This window comes from Silvimonas iriomotensis, assembly GCF_014645535.1.
Taxonomy (GTDB): domain Bacteria; phylum Pseudomonadota; class Gammaproteobacteria; order Burkholderiales; family Chitinibacteraceae; genus Silvimonas; species Silvimonas iriomotensis.
This window is the reverse complement of sequence record NZ_BMLX01000003.1, coordinates 633,675-655,152: the sequence shown is the minus strand read 5'-3', so window position 1 is coordinate 655,152 and position 21,478 is coordinate 633,675. Positions and strand designations below refer to the sequence as shown.

The window sequence follows — 21,478 nt, the reverse complement described above, 5'->3', positions numbered from 1 at the left end:
TGGCTTCGCCACCGAACTTCTTGGACAGAATGGTGGTGATCGCTGCGGTCAGCGTGGTCTTGCCGTGGTCAACGTGACCGATGGTACCTACGTTGACGTGCGGCTTCGTACGCGTGAACTTTTCCTTAGCCATGATATTTCCTTCTCGAGAACCTGAAATATACCAGCGAATAATGGTGGAGCTGATGGTGGGAATTGAACCCACGACCTCTCCCTTACCAAGGGAGTGCTCTACCCCTGAGCTACATCAGCGCATTCTTTGGAGCGGGTGAAGGGAATCGAACCCTCGTCATAAGCTTGGAAGGCTTCTGCTCTACCATTGAGCTACACCCGCTTGATCCGGAACCAGACTATTCAACACACATCAATTAAATGACATATATCTATATAGTCTCATCCCAGGGAGCGGATACACTTCACGCCGCGTAATCTGGTGGAGGGAGAAGGATTCGAACCTTCGAAGGCAGAGCCGTCAGATTTACAGTCTGATCCCTTTGACCGCTCGGGAATCCCTCCTGAATGAGGAGCGCATTATGGCCAGAGCCCCGGATCATGTCAAACACTTTCAGCCAGAAAACCTCAACAAAAACGTCATGTCTTTGAAAAAAGGCGAAATTTTTTCGGCACACAGGCGAACAAACCGCAATCGCGCCGTCACGCGCGGCGCCTGCACCTGGTCGAAAACAGCCAGAAACATACGCAAGAACGCATAAAAATCGTTGTTTTTGTCGTTCGACCGCGGTCAGATCGGTCAACCAGGCACGCCAGCGCCGCCCGTCCCGGTGAGAAAACCCCTTTCACCGGCCCTCTTCCACCCATACAGCCACCCACCTGCTCCGCACCCGCAGTCACAGCATCTTTCCCGCCTTTATATCTCGTGTGCGCGTACGCGAGACTTCGGCACGGTTCACCCGCCTGGCGCATCGCAGACCGCCAGATTTTGATCGCGTCAAATTCCTTTACCTTTTCAGTACTTATGAATCTTTTCTTGCAGAAGTGTTGACACCAAAATCGCCATAGTGTTTAATTCGGTCCTCTCGAAGGCCAGTTAGCTCAGTTGGTAGAGCAGCGGATTGAAAATCCGCGTGTCCGTGGTTCGATTCCGCGACTGGCCACCAGAATTCTGTAAAACAAAAAGCCGACTCAATTGAGTCGGCTTTTTGTTTTTCTACCCCTCAATTATGCCGCCTTCATTTATCGGTGAATTCTGCGGCAACCCTGCCTTTACCTCTCCCCACCCCACAACTTTCTGACCGTCTATCTGCGGATCAAAGGCCAATTGTTTCTGCGTACATCCTTTACGGGGCAACAATTCAGCAACACGCATACACAAACACTACATTCGTATACAAGACGCCACACAATTAGCCGTTTTTATTGCAAATAGTATTATCAGTATCGTCTAATCCCCCTTACTCAAATTGCCAGTTTTGTCTGCCCATTTAGCAGATAAACAAGACGGTTTTATGTAATTCGTTGTCGCGCAATTGATTTTTTAACGAGGGGAACAAAAGTGATTCAAGCCCAATCCGGTCGCCGGGCATGGCAAGTAGTCAAGCTGCTTGCTTTGCCGCTGTTGGCCAGCGCTACAATCGCACTTAGCGCATGTAATGGTGCTGCCGACGGCAGCACACTCAACGGCGGTTCCGGCAGTGGCTCCACCACACCGACGCCAACACCGACGCCGACTACCACTCCAACGCCGGTTGCCGTACAGGCAGCCAGCCTGGTTGTTCTGGCAGACAAAACCAGCCTGCTATCGGGCAGCACGGATGTGGCAACGCTCACCATTACCGCACTGGACGGCAGTAATGCGGTATTGCCCAACGCACCAATTACCGTCAGCTCCGCCTCCGGCATCTTGAGCGCCAGCACCGTGGTCACCAATGCCACTGGCGTAGCGACCGTGACCTACACCCCGGGTCAGAATCGCGCCAACCGCACCGAAGTCATTTCGCTGGCCAACGGCACAGTGAAAAGCTCAACAGCCATTGTGGTTGCCGGTACCAAAGTGCTGACCACCATCCCGACAGGCACTTCCTTGCCAGTCGGTTCGCCGCAGACCGTCAATGCAACGGTAACCGATGGCAAAGGCCAGTTGGTTAGCGGTGCGGTCGTCAATTTTGCCGTTGTGGGCGCGGGCGGTTCTGCTTCGCTTTCCTCTGCCACGGCCACGACGAACTCCTCCGGGATCGCATCTGTATCCATCAACGGGATTGCCGCCGGCGGCGTAACACTGAATACCAGTGTGCTGGGTGCGACCGCAAGCAACACGCTGAACGTTGCTGGTGCAAACACCTTTGCGATTACCAACCCACCCGCACAGTCCACGCTGCAAACCAACGCATCCACCAATATCATTGTTTCGTCAGCCACTTCTACGACTGTCCAGTTCGTCGCCTCCATTGGTGGCTTTGGCGCGGGTGTTACGCCGACCACCTCCGCACCCGTCACTGCGGGCGGCACGGTTACGGTTTCGTTCAAATCGACGACCAGCGGCGTTGCAACCATCACCGCGTTTGACTCTGCCAATCCGAACGTCAGCAGCAGCGTCACCATCGCGGTGTCTGCTCCCGCATCGCAAGCTACCGCGGTAACACTGCAGGCCACTCCGTCTGTACTGTCCCCAAGCTCCGGTTCGCAAACCAGCTCTTCGGTGCTGACCATCCGTGTTACAGATGGCAGCAACAACGGCGTAGCCAACGTACCAGTCGCACTGTCATTCACAGGCGGCCCGGGCGGCGGCGAATCGGTCTCTCCTTCTTATGTTGTGACAGGTTCCTCCGGTACCGGTCTGGGCGTGGCAACGGCAACCTTTACCGCCGGCAGCCTGCCTACTTCGCAAGGTTCGCCAATCACCATCACTGCAACTCCGTTGGTGAATGGCACGTCCGTACCGCCTTCTTCGACCAGTATTGTCATTGGTGGTACAGCTGGCTCGGTAGCCATTGGGCAATCGAATGCAATGACCGAATCGAGCGACGGCACGACGTACATCTTGCCGATGTCGGTGATTGTGGCTGACTCCAACGGCAACCCGATGGCAAATACGACAGTGAGCTTGTCGGCATGGCCGGTTGCATTCTCGGTGTCCAACATCGTTTGCCCGAGCTTCGCTAGCCCGCTGCCGACTGGCGAGCGTTCTTACACGCTGGCCAACGAAGACGCGAACGAGAACCTGATTGCTGATTCGGGTGAAATCTATTCGGTTCATCAGCTGGACAACAATTCGTTCGCAACAACAACGGGTACGCCGCCGACTGCAGTCACTTCTCCGTCGCGCAGCAGCACCATTCCGCCCAACTCGGCAGCAGGTACGATCCCCGCTACGGTAACAACGGACGCCAGCGGCCGTGCATCTTTCAACTACACGTTCCTCAAGTCGAGCGCGCAATGGATTGTGACCCGTATTCGCGCGACAACCCAGGTACAAGGCACTCAGGCTACGGCACAGTCCGTGTTCCGCCTGCCGGTCCTGGCCAAGGATGTCAGCCCGACTTGCACGCTGCCACCGTCGCCGTACAACTCGTACTACAGCGGTATCTAAGCGACATCTGACTGCACTTACAAAAAAAGGCGATCGCAAGATCGCCTTTTTCTTTTCTTCCTTCGGGACGACTCAAGACATCCATCCCCATTTTTTCAGTTTGATCACGCCATTTGCTTCAAACTCTACGCCTTCCGCTTCCAGCAGCACCCGCTGCAGGTCGTCATGGCCATCCAGCCCGCGATGGCTGATTGCCCCCTGGTGATTCACTACGCGGTGCCAGGGGACATCCGTACCAGACTGGGCCAGCGCCCTCCCCACCATTCTGGCGTTACGTGGAAAACCAGCCAGCCTTGCAATCTGGCCGTAGGTTGCGACACGGCCAGGAGGAATCTGCGCAACCACGGCGAGCATGGCTGCATAGATGGAAGACGCAGGCGCTTTGCGATCAGCGGTAAGGCGGGACGAGGGCAACAGCGGCTCCCTGAATAGAACGCGGATAATAAAAAACGGGATGGAAAGCCATCCCGTTTCGTTTTATATCAAGCAAAAGACGACAGCCAATTACTTGCGTTCCACCTGCGCCACATCACGCACGGCGCCGGTATCGGCACTGGTGGTCATGGCGGCGTAGGCGCGCAGGGCGGCGCTGACAAAGCGTTCGCGGCCGACTGGTTTCCAGGCGTCTTTGCCCTTGGCTTCCATCTTTGCGCGGCGGTGGGCCAGTTCTTCGTCGGTGACGCGCAGGCTGATGGTGCGGTTGGGGATATCGATATCAATGGCATCGCCTTCTTGCACCAGACCAATGGCGCCGCCTTCGGCCGCTTCTGGCGAAGCGTGGCCGATCGACAAACCGGAAGTACCGCCTGAGAAACGGCCATCGGTCAGCAGTGCGCAGGCTTTGCCCAGGCCCTTGGACTTCAGGTAGGAGGTCGGGTACAGCATTTCCTGCATGCCCGGGCCGCCCTTGGGGCCTTCGTAGACGATCACGACCACATCCCCGGCCACCACTTGATCGTTCAGGATGGCCTCAACGGCGTCGTCCTGGCTCTGGAACACACGGGCGCGGCCCGAGAACTTGAGGATGGAGTCATCCACGCCTGCAGTTTTCACGATACAACCGCGCTCAGCAATATTGCCGTACAGCACGGCCAGACCACCGTCCTGGCTGTAGGCGTGCTCCTTGCTGCGGATACAACCGTCGGCGCGGTCGTTGTCCAGGGTCGGGTACCGCATGGATTGCGAGAACGCGATCGTGGTCGGAATGCCGCCCGGCGCTGCGCGGTAGAAGTGATGCGCCACGCTGTCGTTCTCGACCTGCATGATGTCCCACTTGGCCAGCGCTTCGGCCATGGTCGGCGCGTGCACGGTGCTGACTTCACGGTTGATCAGGCCGGCGCGATCCAGCTCGGCCAGAATACCCATGACGCCACCCGCGCGGTGCACGTCTTCCATGTGGTACTTCTGCGTGGCCGGTGCGACCTTGGCCAGGCACGGCACCTTGCGGCTGATGGCATCGATCTGCGCCATCTTGAAATCCACGCCCGCTTCAGACGCGGCGGCCAGCAGATGCAACACGGTGTTGGTCGAGCCGCCCATGGCCACGTCAAGGCTCATGGCGTTTTCAAAGGCTTCGATCGTCGCAATGTTGCGCGGCAGGACCGACTGGTCTTCCTGTTCGTAAAAACGACGCGCCAGTTCGACAATCGTGCGGCCAGCTTGCAGGAACAATTGCTTGCGGTCAGCGTGGGTGGCCACCAGCGAGCCATTGCCCGGCAGCGACAAGCCCAGCGCCTCGGTCAGGCAGTTCATGGAGTTTGCGGTAAACATGCCAGAGCAGGAGCCACAGGTCGGGCAAGCCGAACGCTCCATCGAGGCCACTTCAGCGTCAGTGACGTTCGGGTTGGCGGCTTCGATCATGGCGTCGATCAGGTCAACGTGGCGCTCTTCACCGCGCCAGTTCACCTTGCCGGCCTCCATGGGGCCGCCGGACACAAAGATCACCGGAATATTGAGGCGCATGGCGGCCATCAACATCCCCGGGGTGATCTTGTCGCAGTTGGAGATACACACCAGCGCATCGGCGCAGTGTGCGTTCACCATGTATTCGACCGAATCGGCAATCAGATCGCGGCTGGGCAGGCTGTACAACATGCCGCCGTGACCCATGGCGATACCGTCATCCACGGCGATGGTGTTGAATTCCTTGGCGATGCCGCCGGCTTTTTCAATTTCGCGCGCCACCAGCTGACCCAGGTTGTGCAGGTGCACGTGACCGGGCACGAACTGGGTGAAGGAGTTGGCGATGGCGATGATCGGCTTGCCGAAATCATCGTCTTTCATACCGGTGGCGCGCCACAGTGCGCGGGCACCGGCCATGTTGCGGCCGTGCGTGGAAGTGCGGGAACGATAGGCTGGCATATTACTTGTCCTGAAAAACCGGAAAGGTTCCGCTGCCTCTTGCAGCAGAAACCACCGTTTGATGAATGACTCAAGCATACCGCGAACCGCGTCGTCACCCGGGGTGTGGGTGGCGCAATCCGTAGAGTGAAACAGGCTTTTGGCGCGTTTGGGTTAAAAGGCGTTGCTGTATAATGCCCGATTTTATCCAAAAGCCAGCCTCACATGCTAATCCACCCGCATTTCAACCCGATCGCCCTTAAAGCTGGCCCGATCGCGATCCACTGGTACGGGCTGATGTACCTGGTCGGCTTTCTGCTTTTTCTGGTGCTCGGTCGCCGCCGCATCAAGCTTGGCCGCCCGGCGGGCTGGCAGCTCAATGAACTGGATGACCTGCTGTTTTACGGCGTCCTTGGGGTCATTCTGGGCGGGCGCCTGGGTTATGTATTGTTCTATAAGCCGGATTTTTATTTCAGCCACCCGTTCGACATCTTCAAGGTGTGGGAAGGCGGCATGTCCTTCCACGGCGGCTTTATTGGCGTGCTGGTAGCGATGTGGGTCTTTGCATACAAGACGCACCGCCGCTTTTTTGCCGTCACCGACTTCATCGCCCCGCTGGTGCCGCTGGGCTTGATGTTCGGCCGTCTGGGCAACTTTATCAATGGCGAACTGTGGGGCCGGGTAACGACGCCCACCCTGCCATGGTCGATGGGTTTTCCATCTGCGGCCAACGCCGACGCCGCCGCCGCGCTGCGCAACCCGCAATGGCAACAATGGCTGGTTGAGTTCGGCATGCTGCCGCGTCATCCGTCGCAACTGTACGAAATGCTGACTGAAGGGCTGCTGCTGTTCGTGGTGTTGTATGTGTACTCCGGCAAGCCACGCAAGGTGGGGCAGATCTCTGGCCTGTTCATGTTCGGCTATGGCCTGTGCCGCTTCTGTGTGGAATTCACCCGCGAGCCCGACGATTTCCTCGGCCTGCTGCAGTTTGGGCTGTCGATGGGTCAGTGGCTGTCGCTGCCGATGATTCTGCTGGGTCTGCATCTGTTCTGGTGGTCCTCGCGCTCCGGCAACCGCGCCTGAGAGAACACGCTTCAATAAAAAAGCACCGCCGTGGCGGTGCTTTTTTATTGCCCACTTTTACCGCCTGTTGCCTTGCCCGCATCGACATTGCAAACGGTGTGCTAGTGTCTGCGGGTTAACCTCAAAGGCACTGAACACATGTCCGAAACCCTGCTGGCCGACGGCAATATCTGGTGGTGGGTCGTCGCCATTGCACTCATGCTCACGGGCCTTGTCGGCACCGTTTTCCCGCTCTTGCCCGGCACCCCTTTTTTGTTCTTTGGCATGCTGGTCGCGGCGTGGATCGACGGGTTTACCCGCGTGGGCTACATCACGCTAGGCATTTTGCTGTTGCTGATGCTGTTTTCCGCCCTGCTGGACTGGATGGCCAGCGCGCTGGGGGCCAAACATGCCGGCGCCAGCAAGCAGGCGGTGAGCGGCGCGCTGCTTGGCTCGATTGTCGGCATGTTCTTCGGGATTCCCGGCCTGATCCTGGGGCCGTTCATTGGCGCGGTAGCCGGTGAACTCTATGCCCGCCGGGGTATTGTCCAGGCCGGCAAAGCCGGTGTCGCCACCTGGCTGGGGCTGGTACTGGGGGCGATCGCCAAAGTGGCCATCGCCCTGATGATGCTGGGTCTCTTTTTGTCGGTGTGGTGGTTCAACCATCCGTAGCCGGAGAACTCAGAACCACCGCTTGTACTTGAAATACCCGGCAAGGCTGACCGCGATCAGCACCATCACGCCCAGCAGCACAAAATAGCCGTTGTGCGTATGCAGTTCGGGGATGTTCTCGAAGTTCATGCCGTAGATCCCGGCAAGCAGACTGAGCGGCAGGAAGATCGTGGTAATCACGGTCAGCACGCGCATTTGCAGGTTCATGCGGTGCGACTGCAGCGAGAGATACGTGTCTTGCAAGCTGCCGACCAGATCCCGCAGGGCTTCCACGCTTTCGATCAATTGCACGGTGTGATCGTACACGTCGCGCAGGTAGAGCTGCGTTTCGTTGCGGAAAAAGTCCGGTTCGTCCCGCTGCAGTGTGTTGACCATTTCCCGCAACGGCCACAGGCCGCGTTTGACCGCCAGCAAAGAGCGCCGCAGGTTCTGGATTTCGCTCAAGTGATCCGGGCCGCTGCCGTCTTCAAAGCTGTCTTCTACCGCCTCGATGCGCTCACCAATGGCTTCCAGCACGGTGAAATAGCGGTCCACCAGCTTGTCCAGCATGGAATACACCAGGTAGTCCGCCCCCCAGCGCCGCAATTGCGATTGTTCGTTCTGCAGCGCTTCACGGATGCCTTTGAACGAGCCGGTCGGGCGCTCCTGGAAAGTCAGCACCCAGTTTTGCCCAAGGACGATTGCGACTTGTTCGCTGTCGATATTGGCGTTTTCATCCGCATGCACAAGGCGCGCGGTGATAAAGAGGTAACCGGGATAGACCTCGACCTTGGCGCGCTGGCCGGTATTGAGGATGTCTTCCTGCACCAGCGGGTGCAGGCCGAAGTGGCGGCCGATGGTCTTGATGAATTCGGTGTTCGACAAACCGTGCACGTTCACCCAGACCGTATGATCCGGTCGGGGCGCGGGCAGGTTGCAGTCGTTCGGGCTTAGCGGGTGAGATGAGAGATCGTCGCTCTTGGGCCCAAACTCGATCAGCGTGGCCAGGGATTCTTGCGTGGGCGCGTCGCCCACATAGACCAGGGTTCCGGGTTGCAAACCGGCTTTATCTGCGCGCGGATGATGTCTTACGCGTTGTGTTCTGCGATTGCCAGTTCGTGACCGACGGTTTGCCATGCGTGGGATTCCTCCATCAATGCGTGCCGGGTTAGGGGGCGGGCATCCAGCCAGCCAGCGGGCAGACTGAGGGTATAACGTTTGCCGACGGCGTTGAGCGTACAGTCCGGGTCCGGGTCATTGTGCCGGGCGCGATGAATGATGCACGCCAGGCGCAGCGCCAGCACGCCCTGCCACAGGGCCTCACCGGATGGCTTGCCGGCTTTTTCCAGCTTGCCGCGCTGCGCCAGCACCAGCGAGCCCAGTTGCGCTTGCTCGCGACGGGAGAATCCTGGCATATCGGCGTGCTGCAGGATGTAGGCGGAATGCTTGTGATAACTGGTGTGCGAAATCGCCCGGCCCACTTCATGCAGCATGGCGGCGTAATACACGTCCAGCGCCAGCGCGGCGTTCACTTGCGGCATGGTTTGCGCCAGATGCAGCGCCAGCGTGGCCACGCGCTGCGCCTGGGCGGCGTCGGTGTGATAACGCCGCAGGAAACCGTTGACGGTTTGCGTGCGGATATCGTGCTGGCCGTGGCGGCCCAGGAGATCGTACAAGACGCCGTCACGCAAGGCGCCCTGGGTGATCTGCATGCGCTCGATGCCCAGCAGATCAAACACGGCGGCCATAATGGCAAAGCCACCGGCCAGTACCGGGCGCCGGTCGTCACGCAGGCCGTTGAGCTTTACTTTGTCGACGTGGCCGGCATCCAGCAGGATGTGGCGAATACGCGCCAGGCCAGCTTTGGTGATGCCGCCGCTGGCAATGTCGTTGAGTTCCATCACGTCGGCCAGAGAGCGCGCGGTGCCGGATGTCCCGATCGCCATTTGCCAGTGGCGGGCGTGGTAATCCTGTTCCAGCGGCTGGATCACCTCACCAGCGGCAATCTCCGCTGCGGCCATGCGATCCGGCGTGATGATGCCATCCGGAAAAAACCGCATGCTCCAGGATACGCAGCCCATCAACGTGCTTTCCGTGGCCAGCGGGTTGTATTGGCGGCCGACGATAAACTCGGTTGAGCCACCGCCGATATCCACCACCAGACGTTTCTCCCGCGATGACGGCAGGCTGTGCGACGCGCCGATATAAATCAGCCGCGCTTCTTCACGACCACCGATGATTTCAATGGGGAAGCCCAGCGCCGCTTCGGCCTGGGGCAGGAAAGTCTGGCCGTTCTTGGCCACCCGGAAGGTGTTGGTGGCCACCGCACGCACTTGTTCAGGCTGCAAGCCACGCAACCGCTCACCAAAGCGCGCAAGCGCCTCCAGCGCTTGTTGCTGCGCACCCGGCGTCAGGTAATTGCGTTCGTCCAGCCCGGCGCCAAGGCGCACGGTTTCCTTGAAGGTATCCAGCGGCACCACCGTGTTTTCCAGTACACGGGCCACTTGCAGGCGAAAACTGTTGGAGCCGAGGTCAACGGCGGCGATCAGATTGTCGTCGGCCATGCGCATTCCAGAGAAGTTGATCGACGCCGGGGGCTACGCGCCCGGCTAACAAATACAGTCAGGCCAACATAGCGAACGATTGCGCTGCTGGCAATTGCCGGGATAGCGCATACCACCACAATTGTGGGTGCCAGCATGAAAAAAGCGGCCCGAAAGCCGCTTTTCATGTGAACAGACCAGAACGGAAAGACTTACTCGCCGTCAGTCTTGTTCAGTACCAGGCGTTCTACTTCTTCCTGGGTCTTGTGACGGATATCCAGCCCCTTGACCAGGAACACCACTTGTTCGGCCACGTTCACGGCCAGATCGCCAATACGCTCGATGGCCTTGGCAATCCACAGGATATCCAGGGTCAGCGAAATGGTGCGCGGGTCTTCCATCATCAGCGTGATCAGCTGACGTTGCAGGCCGCGGTATTCGTCGTCCAGGCGGCTGTCATCACGGATCACCTGGGTGGCTTGCACCACATCCAGGCGGGCGAAGGCGTCCAGCGCCTTGGACAGCATATCCAGCGCGTCTTCAGCGATATGGTTCAGTTCGTTGAAACGCGGCACTTGCAGACGGCCACTGTCATAGATGTTCTTGGCGCGCTGGCAGATGCGAGAGGCTTTGTCGCCAATACGCTCCAGATCTTCCACCGACTTGATCACGGTCATGACCATGCGCAGGTCACCGGCAGCAGGCTGGCGGCGGGCGATCATGTGAATACACATGTCATCCAGTTGCACGTGCATCTGGTTAACACGCTCTTCTTGCTCCAGCACCTTGTTCACGATCGTCAGATCGCCAGAAGCCAGGGCTTCCATGGCCAGGCGCACCTGTTCTTCCACAAGGCCGGCCATGCCAAGCACGTTAGAGCGGATTGCTTCCAGTTCAGTATCGAATTGCTTGGAAATGTGTTCGGCCATTGAGCCAGTCTCCGACGGTGCGGTTTGTTATCTAAGCGCGGTAACATAACACGGGTTTGTTACCAATATGTTGCAAGTTCATGGCAGACCGGGCGGGGCTGCCATGTACCTGTTTTTGCGGCGCTTCTTTTATTTGTAGGTCTTTACGCCGTCGGCGGTGCCCAGCAGCAGCACATCGGCACGACGACGGGCAAACAGGCCGTTGGTGACCACGCCCACGATCTGGTTCAGTTCGGTTTCCAGCTTGGTCGCTTCGGTCACCTGCCAGCCGTGTACATCCAGGATCACGTTGCCGTTATCGGTGATCACGCCTTCGCGGTAGGCCGGGTGGCCGCCCAGTTTGACGATCTCACGCGCGACGTAGGAACGCGCCATCGGGATCACCTCTACCGGCACCGGGAACTTGCCCAGCACGGTGACGTATTTGCTTTCGTCCGCGATACAGATGAACTGCTCGGCCACGGCCGAGACAATTTTCTCGCGCGTCAGCGCGGCACCGCCGCCCTTGATCATCTGCAACTGGTGGTTGATTTCATCGGCACCGTCTACATACACCGGCAGTTTGTCGATGGTGTTCAGATCGAACACTTCAATCCCCAGACCCATCAGGCGCTTCACGCTGGCTTCAGACGAAGACACCGCGCCCTTGATACGGCCCTTCATGGTCCCCAGCGCATCAATAAAGTAATTGGCCGTCGACCCGGTGCCCACACCCACAATGCAATCGTCCGGCACGTATTGCAGTGCGGCGCGGCCTACGGCTTCTTTCAGTTCGTTTTGCGTCATGAGTCAGGCTCCGGAAGAGGTCAGTTGAATCGGGTTGGCCGGCGCGGCCGGCTATTGGTCGCAATTGTAGCAGGCGCACGCCCTTAGAGCCGCTAACACAAGCGGTGCTTAATGCAGTGTGGAAAGCCAGGTGCGGATACCGGCCAGCAGCATTTCTACGGCGATGGCGGTCAGGATCAAACCCATCAGCCGCTCAAAAGCCTGGGTCAGGCGTTCGCCCAGCCAGTAGCTGATCCGCTCTGAGAACAGCAAGGTCAGGCCGCAGATGAGCATGGTGATCGCCAGCGCGCCCACCCATTCCCAGATGCGATCCGGATCATGCGAGACCAGCAACAGGACAGTCGCCAGTGCTGACGGCCCGGCCAGCAGCGGCACGGCTAGCGGCACAATAAAGGGCTCGCCGTGCGGGGTGCCATCGCCAAACACACCGTCGGGCTTGGGGAAAATCATTCTGAGCGCGATCAGAAACAGGATGATGCCGCCGGCAATGCCCAGCGACGTCTCTGACAAATGCATGACCTGCAAGAAGCGCTGCCCGAACACCATGAAGGCCAGCAAGATGCAGAACGCCACCAGGGTCTCGCGCACGATGACCTTGGCGCGGCGCGCGGGCGGCACTTTTTTCAACAGGGAAACAAACAGCGGCAGGCCACCCAGCGGGTCGGTCACCAGCAACAGCAGCACCAGTGCGGAGAGGAATGTATGTGTCATAACCGCAATTCTCGCACAACGGTCTTGTCATCATTTGATCTGCCGTTAATTTCCCAGGCTTGATCTAAGTTTGGCAATCCAGAATAATAAATGAGAATAGATCGCATTTAATGTATCAGTGTCATGCCCGGCCCCGCTCCGGCGGTTGCGCGATCGACCACTCGGCATGATATGCGCCCGCCTTTGCCCGCAAGCTGGCCGGCGCCACAAGGAATTCCATGGCCAATATCCTGTTTGTTGTCTGGCGCGAGAGCGTAGAAGCGCTGCTCGTGATCGGTATCCTGTTTGCCTGGCTGCGCAATGCCGGCCTGCATGAAGGCATGAAATATCTGTGGGGTGGCGTGGTCGCCGGCCTCGCCCTGGCTGGCGCCCTGGCCGGTGCCATGATGGCGCTGGAAAGCGTCTTGCCGGATGGCTCGATCGAATACTTCCAGCTGGCCATGGTGCTGATTGCCAGTGGCTTGATCGTGCAGATGGTGTTCTGGATGCGCATACACGGCCGCACGCTCAAGAAAGAACTGGAAGGTGAAATGTCGCAGGCCGCCGCCAAGGCCAACTGGTGGGGCCTGATGGTGGTCGTCATGCTGGCCGTTGCGCGTGAAGGCTCTGAGGCGGTGGTGTTCCTGTACGGCCTGGGGCTGGGTTCCGGCAGCCCAGGCCAGACGGTGCTGGCCATCGTGCTGGGTCTGGCGCTGGCGTTCCTGACCTTCTGGCTGTTGCAGCAGGGCGGCAAGATTTTCTCCTGGCGCCTGTTTTTCAAGATCACTGAAATCATGCTGCTGTTCCTTGCGGCCTCCATGCTGATCAATGGCGTAGAGCGCATGATCGGTCTGGACTGGATTCCAGGCATTGTTGATCCGCTGTGGAACACCGCCATGATCCTGGACGACACCAGCCGCTTTGGTGGCGTGGTCGGGGCGCTGACGGGCTACCGTGCGCAACCGGCGCTGACCATGGTGCTGGTCTACGCGGCGTACTGGATTGCCGTGGTCGTTGCGCTCAAGCGCATCAGCGCCCGTCAGAACACGCCCAAAAGCGTACCGGCAGCCGCCCAGCCGGCCAGTCAGTCCGGCCGCTGAAACGGTCATCGCGCCCACCTCAACCGCCCCGCTACCGGGGCGGTTTTGTTTTGTGCGGCTGTTGCGCATGCAAATCGGCCTGGCTGTGTCGTCCGCCTTGGGCGTGGATCGTTACAATTGAATTGATCCTTGCATAACAGGCCCACCGTGACCGATTCCCCGCCACCCACCGCCCCCATGCCCATCACCCCATGGACGCTTTTTTACACCTTCGCCAGCATGGGCTTGCAGGGGTTTGGCGGCGTCATGGCCTGGGCGCGACGCATCCTGGTGGAGGATCGTGGCTGGGTGGATAACCGCGAGTTCACCGAGTTGCTGGCACTCTCGCAAATTCTGCCCGGCCCCAATATCTGCAACCTCGCCAGTATTCTGGGTTACCGCTGGTGCGGCTTTCGCGGCGCGGCCGCTGCCGTGACCGGTTTGCTGGGGCCTTCTGGCTTGATTGTGCTGGGGCTGGGTGCCTTGTATGAGCATTTCCAGAATGCGCCGGGAGTCGCTGGCGCGGTACACGGCATGACCGCTGTCGCCGTGGGGCTGGTGTTTGCAGCCGGCGTGAAACTGGCGCAAAGCCAGCCGCGCAATCTGCGTGGGCCGATCCTTGGCGTGGCCGCGCTGGTCGCGGTCGCCGTGTTGCACTGGCCGCTGGTCTGGGTACTGGGCGTGCTGATCCCGCTGGCATTGCTGCTGGAATGGCGTAGCGGCAAGGCGGTGCAGGCATGAGTATCCTGATCCAGTTGTTCCTGCAATTTGTGCTGATCTCTTTGCTGGCGTTTGGCGGCGCCAGCGCCACCTTGCCAGAAATGCACCGATTTCTGGTGGTGCAGCATCATTGGGTAGATGACCACACCTTCAGCTCGCTTTACGCGATATCCCAGGCGGCGCCAGGCCCGAATGTGCTGTTTGTAGCGCTGTTTGGCTGGCATGTGGCAGGTCTGGCCGGTGCCGCCGTCACCTTGTTCGCCATGTGTATTCCGGCTGCCTTGCTGGCCCTGATGGTGGAACACTACATGAGCCGCTACCCGCACCACCGCTGGCACTTTGTGTTGCGGCGCGCGCTGGCGCCCATCACCATCGGGCTGGTATTTGCCACCGCGCTCATTGTGTTTCAAGGCGCGCCGGTGCACCTGGGTGCGGTGCTGACGGTGATCGCCACCACCTGGATTACCCTGCGCACGCGTTTCAACGCGCTGTGGCTGATTCTGGCCGGTGCCTTGCTGGGGGGGCTGGGCTGGATCTGAAAAGCGCCTTGCGCAACGCGGATGCGTCGACCAGGCTAAGTGCTCCTTCTTGCCGGACCACCTCTGATGCCCGCCCCTTCTTTGTTGAATCACGTTTCTGTCGGCACCAACCAGTTTGATACCGCCGTGCAGTTTTACGATGCCGTCATGGCTGCACTGGGCGCCAGGCGCGTCATGGCATTCCCCGGCGCCGTGGCCTATGGCCGCGAATTGCCAGAGTTCTGGGTGCAGCGCCCGTACGATGGCAAAGACGCCGATACCGCCAACGGCGTGCACTTTGGCTTTAACGCGGCCAGCAAGGCCGAGGTCGATGCCTTTCATGCCGCCGCGCTGGCCACCGGCGGCAAGGATGACGGCAAACCCGGCCCGCGCGTGGATTACGGCGCGCAGTACTATGGCGCGTTTGTGCGTGACCCGGACGGCAACAAGATCGAAGCCATGTTCTGGGATGCCAGCGCGACCTGATCCTGCACCATACCCAATGAAAAAAGGACGCCCGTGGCGTCCTTTTTTGTGACCATTCCGGGTCGGGCGCTTACCACACGCCCACAAACTCCAGAATGCCTTCCGCGGCCTGACGGCCTTCATACACCGCGCGCACCACCAGATCAGCACCGCGCACCTGATCACCGCCCGCAAAGATTTTCGGGTTGGAGGTCTGGTACTTGAGTGTCTGCGTGGCCGGGGCGACAGTACGGCCCCAGTCGTCGGTCTTGATGCCCTGGGCGTCAAACCAGCTGGCCGCTTCTGCCTGGAAACCAAAGGCGATGATGACGTGATCACATTCGATCACTTCTTCCGAGCCCGGTACGTTTTCGGCGCGGCGACGGCCTTTTTCATCCGGCTCGCCCAGGCGCGTGGTCACCAGGGTCAGTGCCAGCGTGCCATCGGCATTTTGCTTGATGCCGACGGGCTGGCGGTTCCACAGGAACTGCACGCCCTCTTCCTTGGCGTTGGCTACTTCACGCTTGGAACCTGGCATGTTGGCTTCGTCACGGCGATACGCGCAGATCACGCTTTTCGCGCCCTGGCGCACGGAGGTGCGGTTGCAGTCCATGGCGGTATCGCCACCACCCAGCACCACCACGCGCTTGCCCTTCATCGATTGCGGCGCTTCGCCGGCCGGCAAGGTGTTGAGCTTCTGGCGGATGTTGTTGATCAGGAACGGCAGCGCTTCCAGTACGCCCGGCAGTTCCTCGCCCTCAAACCCGCCCTTCATGTACTTGTACGCGCCCATGCCCATGAACACGGCGTCGTAATCGCGCAGCAGGTCTTCAATGCTGATGTCCTTGCCGATCTCGGTGTTCAGGCGGAATTCGACGCCCATGCCTTCCATGATTTCGCGGCGGCGGGCGACGATTTCTTTTTCCAGCTTGAATTCCGGGATGCCAAAGGTCAGCAGGCCGCCAATTTCTTCATATCGATCAAACACCACCGGTTTGACGCCATTGCGCACCAGAATATCCGCGCAACCCAGACCCGCCGGGCCAGCGCCGATGATGGCCACTTTCTTGTCAGACCACACCACGCGCGACATATCCGGCCGCCAGCCTTGTTCATAGGCGGTGTCGGTAATGTATTTTTCGACCGAGCCGATCGACACCGCGCCAAAGCCGCCCTGGTTGAGCGTACAGGCGCCTTCGCACAGACGGTCTTGCGGGCACACGCGGCCGCAGATTTCCGGCAGGCTGTTGGTCTTGTGCGAGAGTTCTGCCGCCTCGAACAACTTGCCTTCCTGCACCAGTTGCAGCCAGTTGGGAATGTAGTTGTGAACCGGGCATTCCCATTCGCAGTACGGGTTGCCGCAAGACAGGCAACGGCCAGCCTGGTCGGCGGCTTCACCCGCGCCCAGCGGCTGGTAGATTTCCTTGAACACGTAAATGCGCTCGTTGGCCGGGGCTTTCTCGCCCGGGTTGCGCGCCACATTCATGAACTGAAAAACATCCATTGGGTTATCCCCTGTGAGGTGCGAGTTGCGGATTGCTATCCGTTCTCACACCAGAATCATTTGTGATCTCGTCATTCGCAGGGTGGATTCGCGAAGCAATCCACCGCTGCAATGGTGGATTGTCGCTATCGCGCCGGATCCACCCTGCGCCTCATCAGTCTTTCAACAAGTCATCCAGCTTGGCGGCCTTGGGTTTGACCAGCCAGAAGTAATCCACGGCTTCGTCAAAGTCCTGCAGGATTTCTTGCGCACGGGCCGAGCCGGTTTCCTTCACGTATTCGCGCAGTTTTTCCTTCAGGAAAGCGCGCACCGCGCCGTAAGACTCGCTGTTGATCAGGTTGATATCGACGAGTTCGTTGTTGTAGCGATAGGCAAACTTCTCACGCGTGTCGTAGATCAGCGCAAAGCCGCCGGTCATGCCCGCACCGAAGTTGTAGCCGGTCTCGCCCAGCACGATCACCGTGCCCCCCGTCATGTATTCACAACCGTGGTCGCCCACGCCCTCGACAATCGCCAGCGCGCCAGAGTTACGTACGGCAAAGCGTTCGCCCGCGCGGCCGGCGGCAAAGAGTTCGCCCCCGGTTGCGCCATACAGGCAGGTGTTGCCGACAATCACGGCTTCATCCGGGCGGAAGTCGCTGTTTTTGGGCGGGTAGATCACCACGCGGCCACCGGCCATGCCCTTGCCGACGTAATCGTTGGCATCGCCTTCCAGTTCCAGCGTCAGACCCGGCGCGTTCCACACGCCAAAGGATTGACCGGCCGAACCGGTGAGTTTCACATGCAGGCTGTCTTTGGGCAGACCCGCTGCACCGTGCGCCATGGCGATCTCGCCCGACAAGCGCGCGCCAATCGAGCGGTTCACGTTGCGCACCTTGTACTCATGGCGCTGCGGTGTTTTCGCCTTGATGCCGGCCAGCGCGTCTTTCACCATCTGTTCGGCCAGTTCGCCCTTGTCAAAACTCGGGTTGCTGTCTTCGATGCAGAACCGCGGCTCGGCGTCCGGAATCTGGCCCTGGCTGAGCAACACATCCAGCCGCAGTTGTTTCTGGCGCTCGGTCGCGCCTTCAGACAGGCCCAGGAGTTCAGTGCGGCCAATCAGCTCGGCCATGGTGCGCACGCCCAGCTTTGCCATCCATTCACGCGTTTCTTTGGCGATGAAGGTGAAGTAGTTGACCACCATGTCCGGCAGACCGGTGAAGTACTTGCTGCGCAGTTTGATTTCTTGCGTGGCCACACCGGTCGCGCAGTTGTTCAGGTGGCAAATGCGCAGGTATTTGCAGCCCAGCGCCACCATCGGGCCGGTGCCAAAGCCGAAGCTTTCTGCGCCCATGATGGCGGCCTTGACCACATCCAGACCGGTCTTGAGGCCGCCGTCAGTCTGCACGCGCACGCGGCCGCGCAAGCCGTTGGCGCGCAGCACCTGTTGCGCTTCGGTCAGGCCCAGTTCAAACGGCGTACCGGCGTATTTCACGCTGGTCAGCGGCGACGCACCAGTACCCCCGTCATAACCGGAGATCGTGATCAGATCGGCATAGGCCTTGGCCACGCCGGCGGCAATGGTGCCGACGCCAGGCTCAGCCACCAGCTTCACCGACACCAGCGCCTTGGGGTTGACCTGTTTCAGGTCAAAAATCAGCTGGGCCAGATCTTCAATCGAATAAATATCATGGTGCGGCGGCGGGCTGATCAGGCTGATACCCGGCTTGGAGCACCGCAGGCGTGCGATCAGCGGGCTGACCTTGTCGCCCGGCAACTGACCACCCTCGCCCGGCTTGGCCCCTTGCGCCACCTTGATCTGCAGCACTTCGGCGTTGACCAGGTAATGCGGCGTCACCCCGAACCGGCCCGATGCCACCTGCTTGATCTTGGACATTTTCATGGTGCCGTAACGCGCCGGGTCTTCACCGCCTTCGCCGGAGTTAGAGCGGCCACCCAGGCGGTTCATGCCTTCGGCCAGCGCTTCGTGCGCTTCCGGGCTCAGCGCGCCCAGCGACATCCCGGCCGAGTCAAACCGCGCCAGAATCGCCTCGACTGATTCGACTTCGTCCAGCGCAATCGGCGTGCGGCCTTCCAGTTGCAGCGCCATCAGATCGCGCAGCATGGCCACCGGGCGGGTGTTCACCAGCTCGGCGTACTTGAGGTATTCCTTGTACTCGCCCCCTTGCACGGCCTTTTGCAGTTGCATGACCACATCGGGGTTGTAGGCGTGGTATTCCTCGCCAAACACATACTTGAGCAAACCGCCTTGCTGGATCGGGCGCATGCCATTGAAGGCGAGCTTGTTCAGGCGCGCGGTATCGGCTTCAAAGTCAGCAAAAGAGGCGCCGCCAATGCGCGACACCGTGCCTTCCATGGCCAGGCTGATGACTTCTTCGCCCACACCCACGGCTTCAAACAGTTGCGAGCCACGGTAAGACGCCACGGTCGAAATGCCCATTTTGGACATGATCTTCAGCAGGCCCTTGTTGATGCCTTTGCGGAAGTTGTTGGCGGCTTTTTCCAGCGGCAGGCTGATCTGGCCGTTATCCACCAGTTCCTTGATGGTCTGGTAGGCCAGATACGGGAACACCGCCGTGGCGCCGTAGCCGATCAAACACGCAAAGTGATGCGGATCGCGCGCGGTGGCGGTTTCCACCACCAGGTTAATGCGGCAGCGCAGGCCGGCATCGACCAGCGCGTGGTGCACGGCGCCCGTGGCAAACAGCGCGTGGATCGGCAGACGGCCCTGGGCAATCTTTTTGTCCGACAGCACGATGATCACGGATTTGTCATTGCGCACGCTAGCCAGCACGGCGGCCTGCAGTTGTTCAAGCGCGGCCTTGAGCGTGGCTTTGGCGGGGTCGAACGTGATATCGAACACCGCCGTTTTGTAATCGTCGCCGGGCAACGAGGTCAGCGCGTCAAACTTGTCGCTGGACAACACGGGCGAGCGCACTTCCAGGCGGCGGGCGTTGTCTTCGGTCACCGAGAACACATTGCGTTCCGGCCCGAAACACGTATTCAGCGACATCACGATCGCTTCACGGATCGGGTCGATCGGCGGGTTGGTGACCTGGGCAAATTGCTGGCGCAGGTAATCAAACGGCGAGCGTACTTTTTCAGAGAGCACGGCCATGGGCGTGTCGTCGCCCATGGAACCCACAGCTTCCTGGCCATCGCTGGCCAGCACGCGCAGGATCTGGTCGCGCTCTTCAAACGTCAGCTGGAACTGCTTCTGGAAAATCAGCAACTCGGCGTGTGACATCTCCGGCAGCGGGCTGTTGTCTTCCGAGATTTCCATCTGGATCGCATTGCTCTTGATCCATTTGCGGTACGGGTGCGTGGATTTGAGCCGGTTGTCGATGGTCTCGGTATCCAGGAACTCACCGGTTTCCAGATCAACCGCAACAATCTGCCCTGGCTTGACGCGGCCTTTCTTCACCACGTCTTCAGGCTTGTAGTTCCACACGCCGATTTCAGACGCAATGGTCAGATGGCGGTCTTTGGTAACCACATAACGCGCCGGGCGCAGGCCGTTGCGGTCCAGCGCGCAGCCGGCGTAGCGGCCGTCAGTCCACACAATACCAGCCGGGCCGTCCCAGGCTTCCATATGCATGGAGTTGTATTCATAGAACGCACGCAGATCGCGGTCGTTGCTGTCCACGTTCTGCCAGGCCGGCGGCACCAGCATGCGAAACGCACGGAACACATCCATGCCGCCCAGCATCAGGCCTTCGAGCATGTTGTCCAGGCTCATCGAATCCGACCCGTCGGTCTGCACGATGGGGCGCACGGCGTCCATGTCGAGGAACTCGGACTTCATGATTGCTTCACGCGCCTTGGCCCACAGCCGGTTGCCAGAGAGCGTGTTGATTTCGCCGTTGTGCGCCAGATAGCGGAACGGCTGCGCGAGTTTCCATTGCGGCCAGGTGTTGGTACTGAACCGCTGGTGATACACCGCCAGCGACGAAGCAAAGCGTTCGTCTTTCAGATCCAGATAGAACACCGGCAGGTTGGCCGGCGTCACCAGACCCTTGTAGGCCAGCGTCTGCGAGTTGAGCGTGGGGATATAGAACGAGGCATCGCCGGCTTTGTTGGCTTTTTCGGCCTGACGGCGCGCCTGATAGAGCTTGCGTTCGAACACCAGGCGTTCCATGCCGGCCGGGGCATTAACGAACACCTGCATGATGACCGGCAGCGTGCGCATGGCGTACTCGCCGCAGGCATCAGTGTTGACCGGCACGGTACGGAAACCCGCCAGCGTCAGGCCTTCAGCCTCAACCGCCTGTTTCAGGTTGTCGCGGGAGGTCTGGCCTTGCGCTTCGTCGGTCGAGTGAAACACCAGGCCGGCGGCGTACTGATCAGCCAGCGTGAAGCCTTCTTCAGCGGCAACAGCACGCAAGAAGGCATCGGGTTTGCGGAACAACAGGCCACAGCCATCGCCCGATTTGCCATCGGCGGCCACCGCGCCACGGTGGGTCAGACAGGCCAGCGACGAAATCGCCGTGCTCACCAGCCAGTGACTGGGTTTGTCGTCCATCTGGGCGATCAAACCGAAACCACAACTGTCCTGCTCGAACTGAGGATGGTAGAGAGTGTTCCCCAACCAGCTTTGTCTATCCATGGCACGTCCCTTGAAAGGCAACCAGCCCGCCAGCTGGC

General features: G+C 59.7%; 17 protein-coding genes and 4 tRNA genes. 8 read left to right on the top strand and 13 right to left on the bottom strand.

Going from position 1 to position 21,478, the window contains the following annotated elements:
- The 4 genes from IEX57_RS14500 to IEX57_RS14485 form a co-directional block, all read right to left on the bottom strand.
- The coding region (locus IEX57_RS14500; protein ID WP_229709034.1) for a GTP-binding protein at window positions 1–133 on the bottom strand (133 nt) is incomplete at its 3' end.
- Window positions 134–177: 44 nt separating this feature from the next.
- Window positions 178–252: transfer RNA gene (locus tag IEX57_RS14495), tRNA-Thr, on the bottom strand.
- 8 nt (window positions 253–260) lie between these two features.
- Window positions 261–334 (bottom strand) — tRNA-Gly (locus IEX57_RS14490).
- A 97-nt stretch (window positions 335–431) separates the two neighbouring features.
- Window positions 432–516: transfer RNA gene (locus IEX57_RS14485), tRNA-Tyr, on the bottom strand.
- A 526-nt stretch (window positions 517–1,042) separates the two neighbouring features.
- Between IEX57_RS14485 and IEX57_RS14480 the strand changes: the two genes are divergently transcribed.
- Together IEX57_RS14480 and IEX57_RS14475 are read left to right on the top strand one after the other, a co-directional pair.
- Window positions 1,043–1,118, top strand: a tRNA-Phe gene (locus IEX57_RS14480).
- A 395-nt stretch (window positions 1,119–1,513) separates the two neighbouring features.
- Complete coding sequence (locus IEX57_RS14475) at window positions 1,514–3,547, top strand: beta strand repeat-containing protein (protein WP_188705049.1); 2,034 nt, start codon at window positions 1,514–1,516, stop codon at window positions 3,545–3,547.
- A gap of 72 nt (window positions 3,548–3,619) precedes the next feature.
- Here the strand turns inward: IEX57_RS14475 and IEX57_RS14470 are convergent, their stop codons facing one another.
- Together IEX57_RS14470 and ilvD are read right to left on the bottom strand one after the other, a co-directional pair.
- Window positions 3,620–3,961 carry an MGMT family protein gene (locus IEX57_RS14470; protein ID WP_308433874.1) on the bottom strand — a complete coding sequence of 114 codons (342 nt, stop codon included), beginning with the start codon at window positions 3,959–3,961 and terminating at the stop codon, window positions 3,620–3,622.
- Window positions 3,962–4,051: 90 nt separating this feature from the next.
- Window positions 4,052–5,908: a dihydroxy-acid dehydratase gene (gene ilvD / locus IEX57_RS14465; RefSeq protein WP_188705048.1), complete on the bottom strand. Its 1,857-nt coding sequence runs from the start codon at window positions 5,906–5,908 to the stop codon at window positions 4,052–4,054.
- Between the two features lie 204 nt (window positions 5,909–6,112).
- Here ilvD and lgt point away from each other — a divergent pair, with 204 nt between their 5' ends.
- Window positions 6,113–6,970 (top strand): prolipoprotein diacylglyceryl transferase, encoded by an 858-nt coding sequence (lgt, locus tag IEX57_RS14460; protein ID WP_188705047.1) that lies wholly within the window; start codon window positions 6,113–6,115, stop codon window positions 6,968–6,970.
- 138 nt (window positions 6,971–7,108) lie between these two features.
- Complete coding sequence (locus tag IEX57_RS14455) at window positions 7,109–7,621, top strand: DUF456 domain-containing protein (protein ID WP_188705046.1); 513 nt, start codon at window positions 7,109–7,111, stop codon at window positions 7,619–7,621.
- A 9-nt stretch (window positions 7,622–7,630) separates the two neighbouring features.
- Here the strand turns inward: IEX57_RS14455 and corA are convergent, their stop codons facing one another.
- The 5 genes from corA to IEX57_RS14430 form a co-directional block, all read right to left on the bottom strand.
- A complete protein-coding gene (gene corA / locus IEX57_RS14450; protein WP_229709028.1) occupies window positions 7,631–8,659 on the bottom strand; it encodes a magnesium/cobalt transporter CorA in 1,029 nt (342 codons plus the stop codon).
- A 29-nt stretch (window positions 8,660–8,688) separates the two neighbouring features.
- Complete coding sequence (gene ppx, locus IEX57_RS14445) at window positions 8,689–10,164, bottom strand: exopolyphosphatase (RefSeq protein ID WP_188705044.1); 1,476 nt, start codon at window positions 10,162–10,164, stop codon at window positions 8,689–8,691.
- 191 nt (window positions 10,165–10,355) lie between these two features.
- Entirely contained in the window at window positions 10,356–11,072 is a 717-nt protein-coding gene (gene phoU, locus IEX57_RS14440; RefSeq protein ID WP_188705043.1) for a phosphate signaling complex protein PhoU, read from the bottom strand.
- A gap of 129 nt (window positions 11,073–11,201) precedes the next feature.
- Window positions 11,202–11,858, bottom strand: a complete 657-nt coding sequence (gene rpiA, locus IEX57_RS14435; protein WP_188705042.1) for a ribose-5-phosphate isomerase RpiA — start codon at window positions 11,856–11,858, stop codon at window positions 11,202–11,204.
- Window positions 11,859–11,966: 108 nt separating this feature from the next.
- Window positions 11,967–12,569 (bottom strand): MarC family protein, encoded by a 603-nt coding sequence (locus IEX57_RS14430; protein ID WP_188705041.1) that lies wholly within the window; start codon window positions 12,567–12,569, stop codon window positions 11,967–11,969.
- Between the two features lie 218 nt (window positions 12,570–12,787).
- On the opposite strand from IEX57_RS14430, the gene IEX57_RS14425 reads away from it, so the two are divergent.
- From IEX57_RS14425 to IEX57_RS14410, 4 genes are all read left to right on the top strand, one after another.
- Window positions 12,788–13,648, top strand: coding sequence for an FTR1 family iron permease (locus tag IEX57_RS14425; protein WP_188705040.1), 861 nt, complete (start codon window positions 12,788–12,790; stop codon window positions 13,646–13,648).
- Window positions 13,649–13,795: 147 nt separating this feature from the next.
- Window positions 13,796–14,368, top strand: coding sequence for a chromate transporter (locus tag IEX57_RS14420; protein WP_229709027.1), 573 nt, complete (start codon window positions 13,796–13,798; stop codon window positions 14,366–14,368).
- A complete protein-coding gene (locus IEX57_RS14415; protein ID WP_188705039.1) occupies window positions 14,365–14,886 on the top strand; it encodes a chromate transporter in 522 nt (173 codons plus the stop codon). The genes IEX57_RS14420 and IEX57_RS14415 overlap by 4 nt, the downstream gene beginning before the upstream one ends.
- Before the next feature lie 66 nt (window positions 14,887–14,952).
- Window positions 14,953–15,351 carry a VOC family protein gene (locus IEX57_RS14410; RefSeq protein ID WP_188705038.1) on the top strand — a complete coding sequence of 133 codons (399 nt, stop codon included), beginning with the start codon at window positions 14,953–14,955 and terminating at the stop codon, window positions 15,349–15,351.
- 70 nt (window positions 15,352–15,421) lie between these two features.
- Here the strand turns inward: IEX57_RS14410 and IEX57_RS14405 are convergent, their stop codons facing one another.
- Both IEX57_RS14405 and gltB read right to left on the bottom strand, forming a co-directional pair.
- A complete protein-coding gene (locus tag IEX57_RS14405; protein ID WP_188705037.1) occupies window positions 15,422–16,834 on the bottom strand; it encodes a glutamate synthase small subunit GltD family protein in 1,413 nt (470 codons plus the stop codon).
- 154 nt (window positions 16,835–16,988) lie between these two features.
- A complete protein-coding gene (gene gltB, locus IEX57_RS14400; RefSeq protein ID WP_188705036.1) occupies window positions 16,989–21,440 on the bottom strand; it encodes a glutamate synthase large subunit in 4,452 nt (1,483 codons plus the stop codon).
- Window positions 21,441–21,478: the final 38 nt, after the last annotated feature.

What these genes read in the sequence shown, in the direction of transcription:
- ilvD (WP_188705048.1), bottom strand. Translation starts at nt 5,908, where the DNA reads ATGCCAGCCTATCGTTCCCGCACTTCCACGCACGGCCGCAACATGGCC.
- lgt (WP_188705047.1), top strand. Translation starts at nt 6,113, where the DNA reads ATGCTAATCCACCCGCATTTCAACCCGATCGCCCTTAAAGCTGGCCCG.
- IEX57_RS14455 (WP_188705046.1), top strand. Translation starts at nt 7,109, where the DNA reads ATGTCCGAAACCCTGCTGGCCGACGGCAATATCTGGTGGTGGGTCGTC.
- ppx (WP_188705044.1), bottom strand. Translation starts at nt 10,164, where the DNA reads ATGGCCGACGACAATCTGATCGCCGCCGTTGACCTCGGCTCCAACAGT.
- phoU (WP_188705043.1), bottom strand. Translation starts at nt 11,072, where the DNA reads ATGGCCGAACACATTTCCAAGCAATTCGATACTGAACTGGAAGCAATC.
- rpiA (WP_188705042.1), bottom strand. Translation starts at nt 11,858, where the DNA reads ATGACGCAAAACGAACTGAAAGAAGCCGTAGGCCGCGCCGCACTGCAA.
- IEX57_RS14430 (WP_188705041.1), bottom strand. Translation starts at nt 12,569, where the DNA reads ATGACACATACATTCCTCTCCGCACTGGTGCTGCTGTTGCTGGTGACC.
- IEX57_RS14425 (WP_188705040.1), top strand. Translation starts at nt 12,788, where the DNA reads ATGGCCAATATCCTGTTTGTTGTCTGGCGCGAGAGCGTAGAAGCGCTG.
- IEX57_RS14415 (WP_188705039.1), top strand. Translation starts at nt 14,365, where the DNA reads ATGAGTATCCTGATCCAGTTGTTCCTGCAATTTGTGCTGATCTCTTTG.
- IEX57_RS14410 (WP_188705038.1), top strand. Translation starts at nt 14,953, where the DNA reads ATGCCCGCCCCTTCTTTGTTGAATCACGTTTCTGTCGGCACCAACCAG.
- IEX57_RS14405 (WP_188705037.1), bottom strand. Translation starts at nt 16,834, where the DNA reads ATGGATGTTTTTCAGTTCATGAATGTGGCGCGCAACCCGGGCGAGAAA.
- gltB (WP_188705036.1), bottom strand. Translation starts at nt 21,440, where the DNA reads ATGGATAGACAAAGCTGGTTGGGGAACACTCTCTACCATCCTCAGTTC.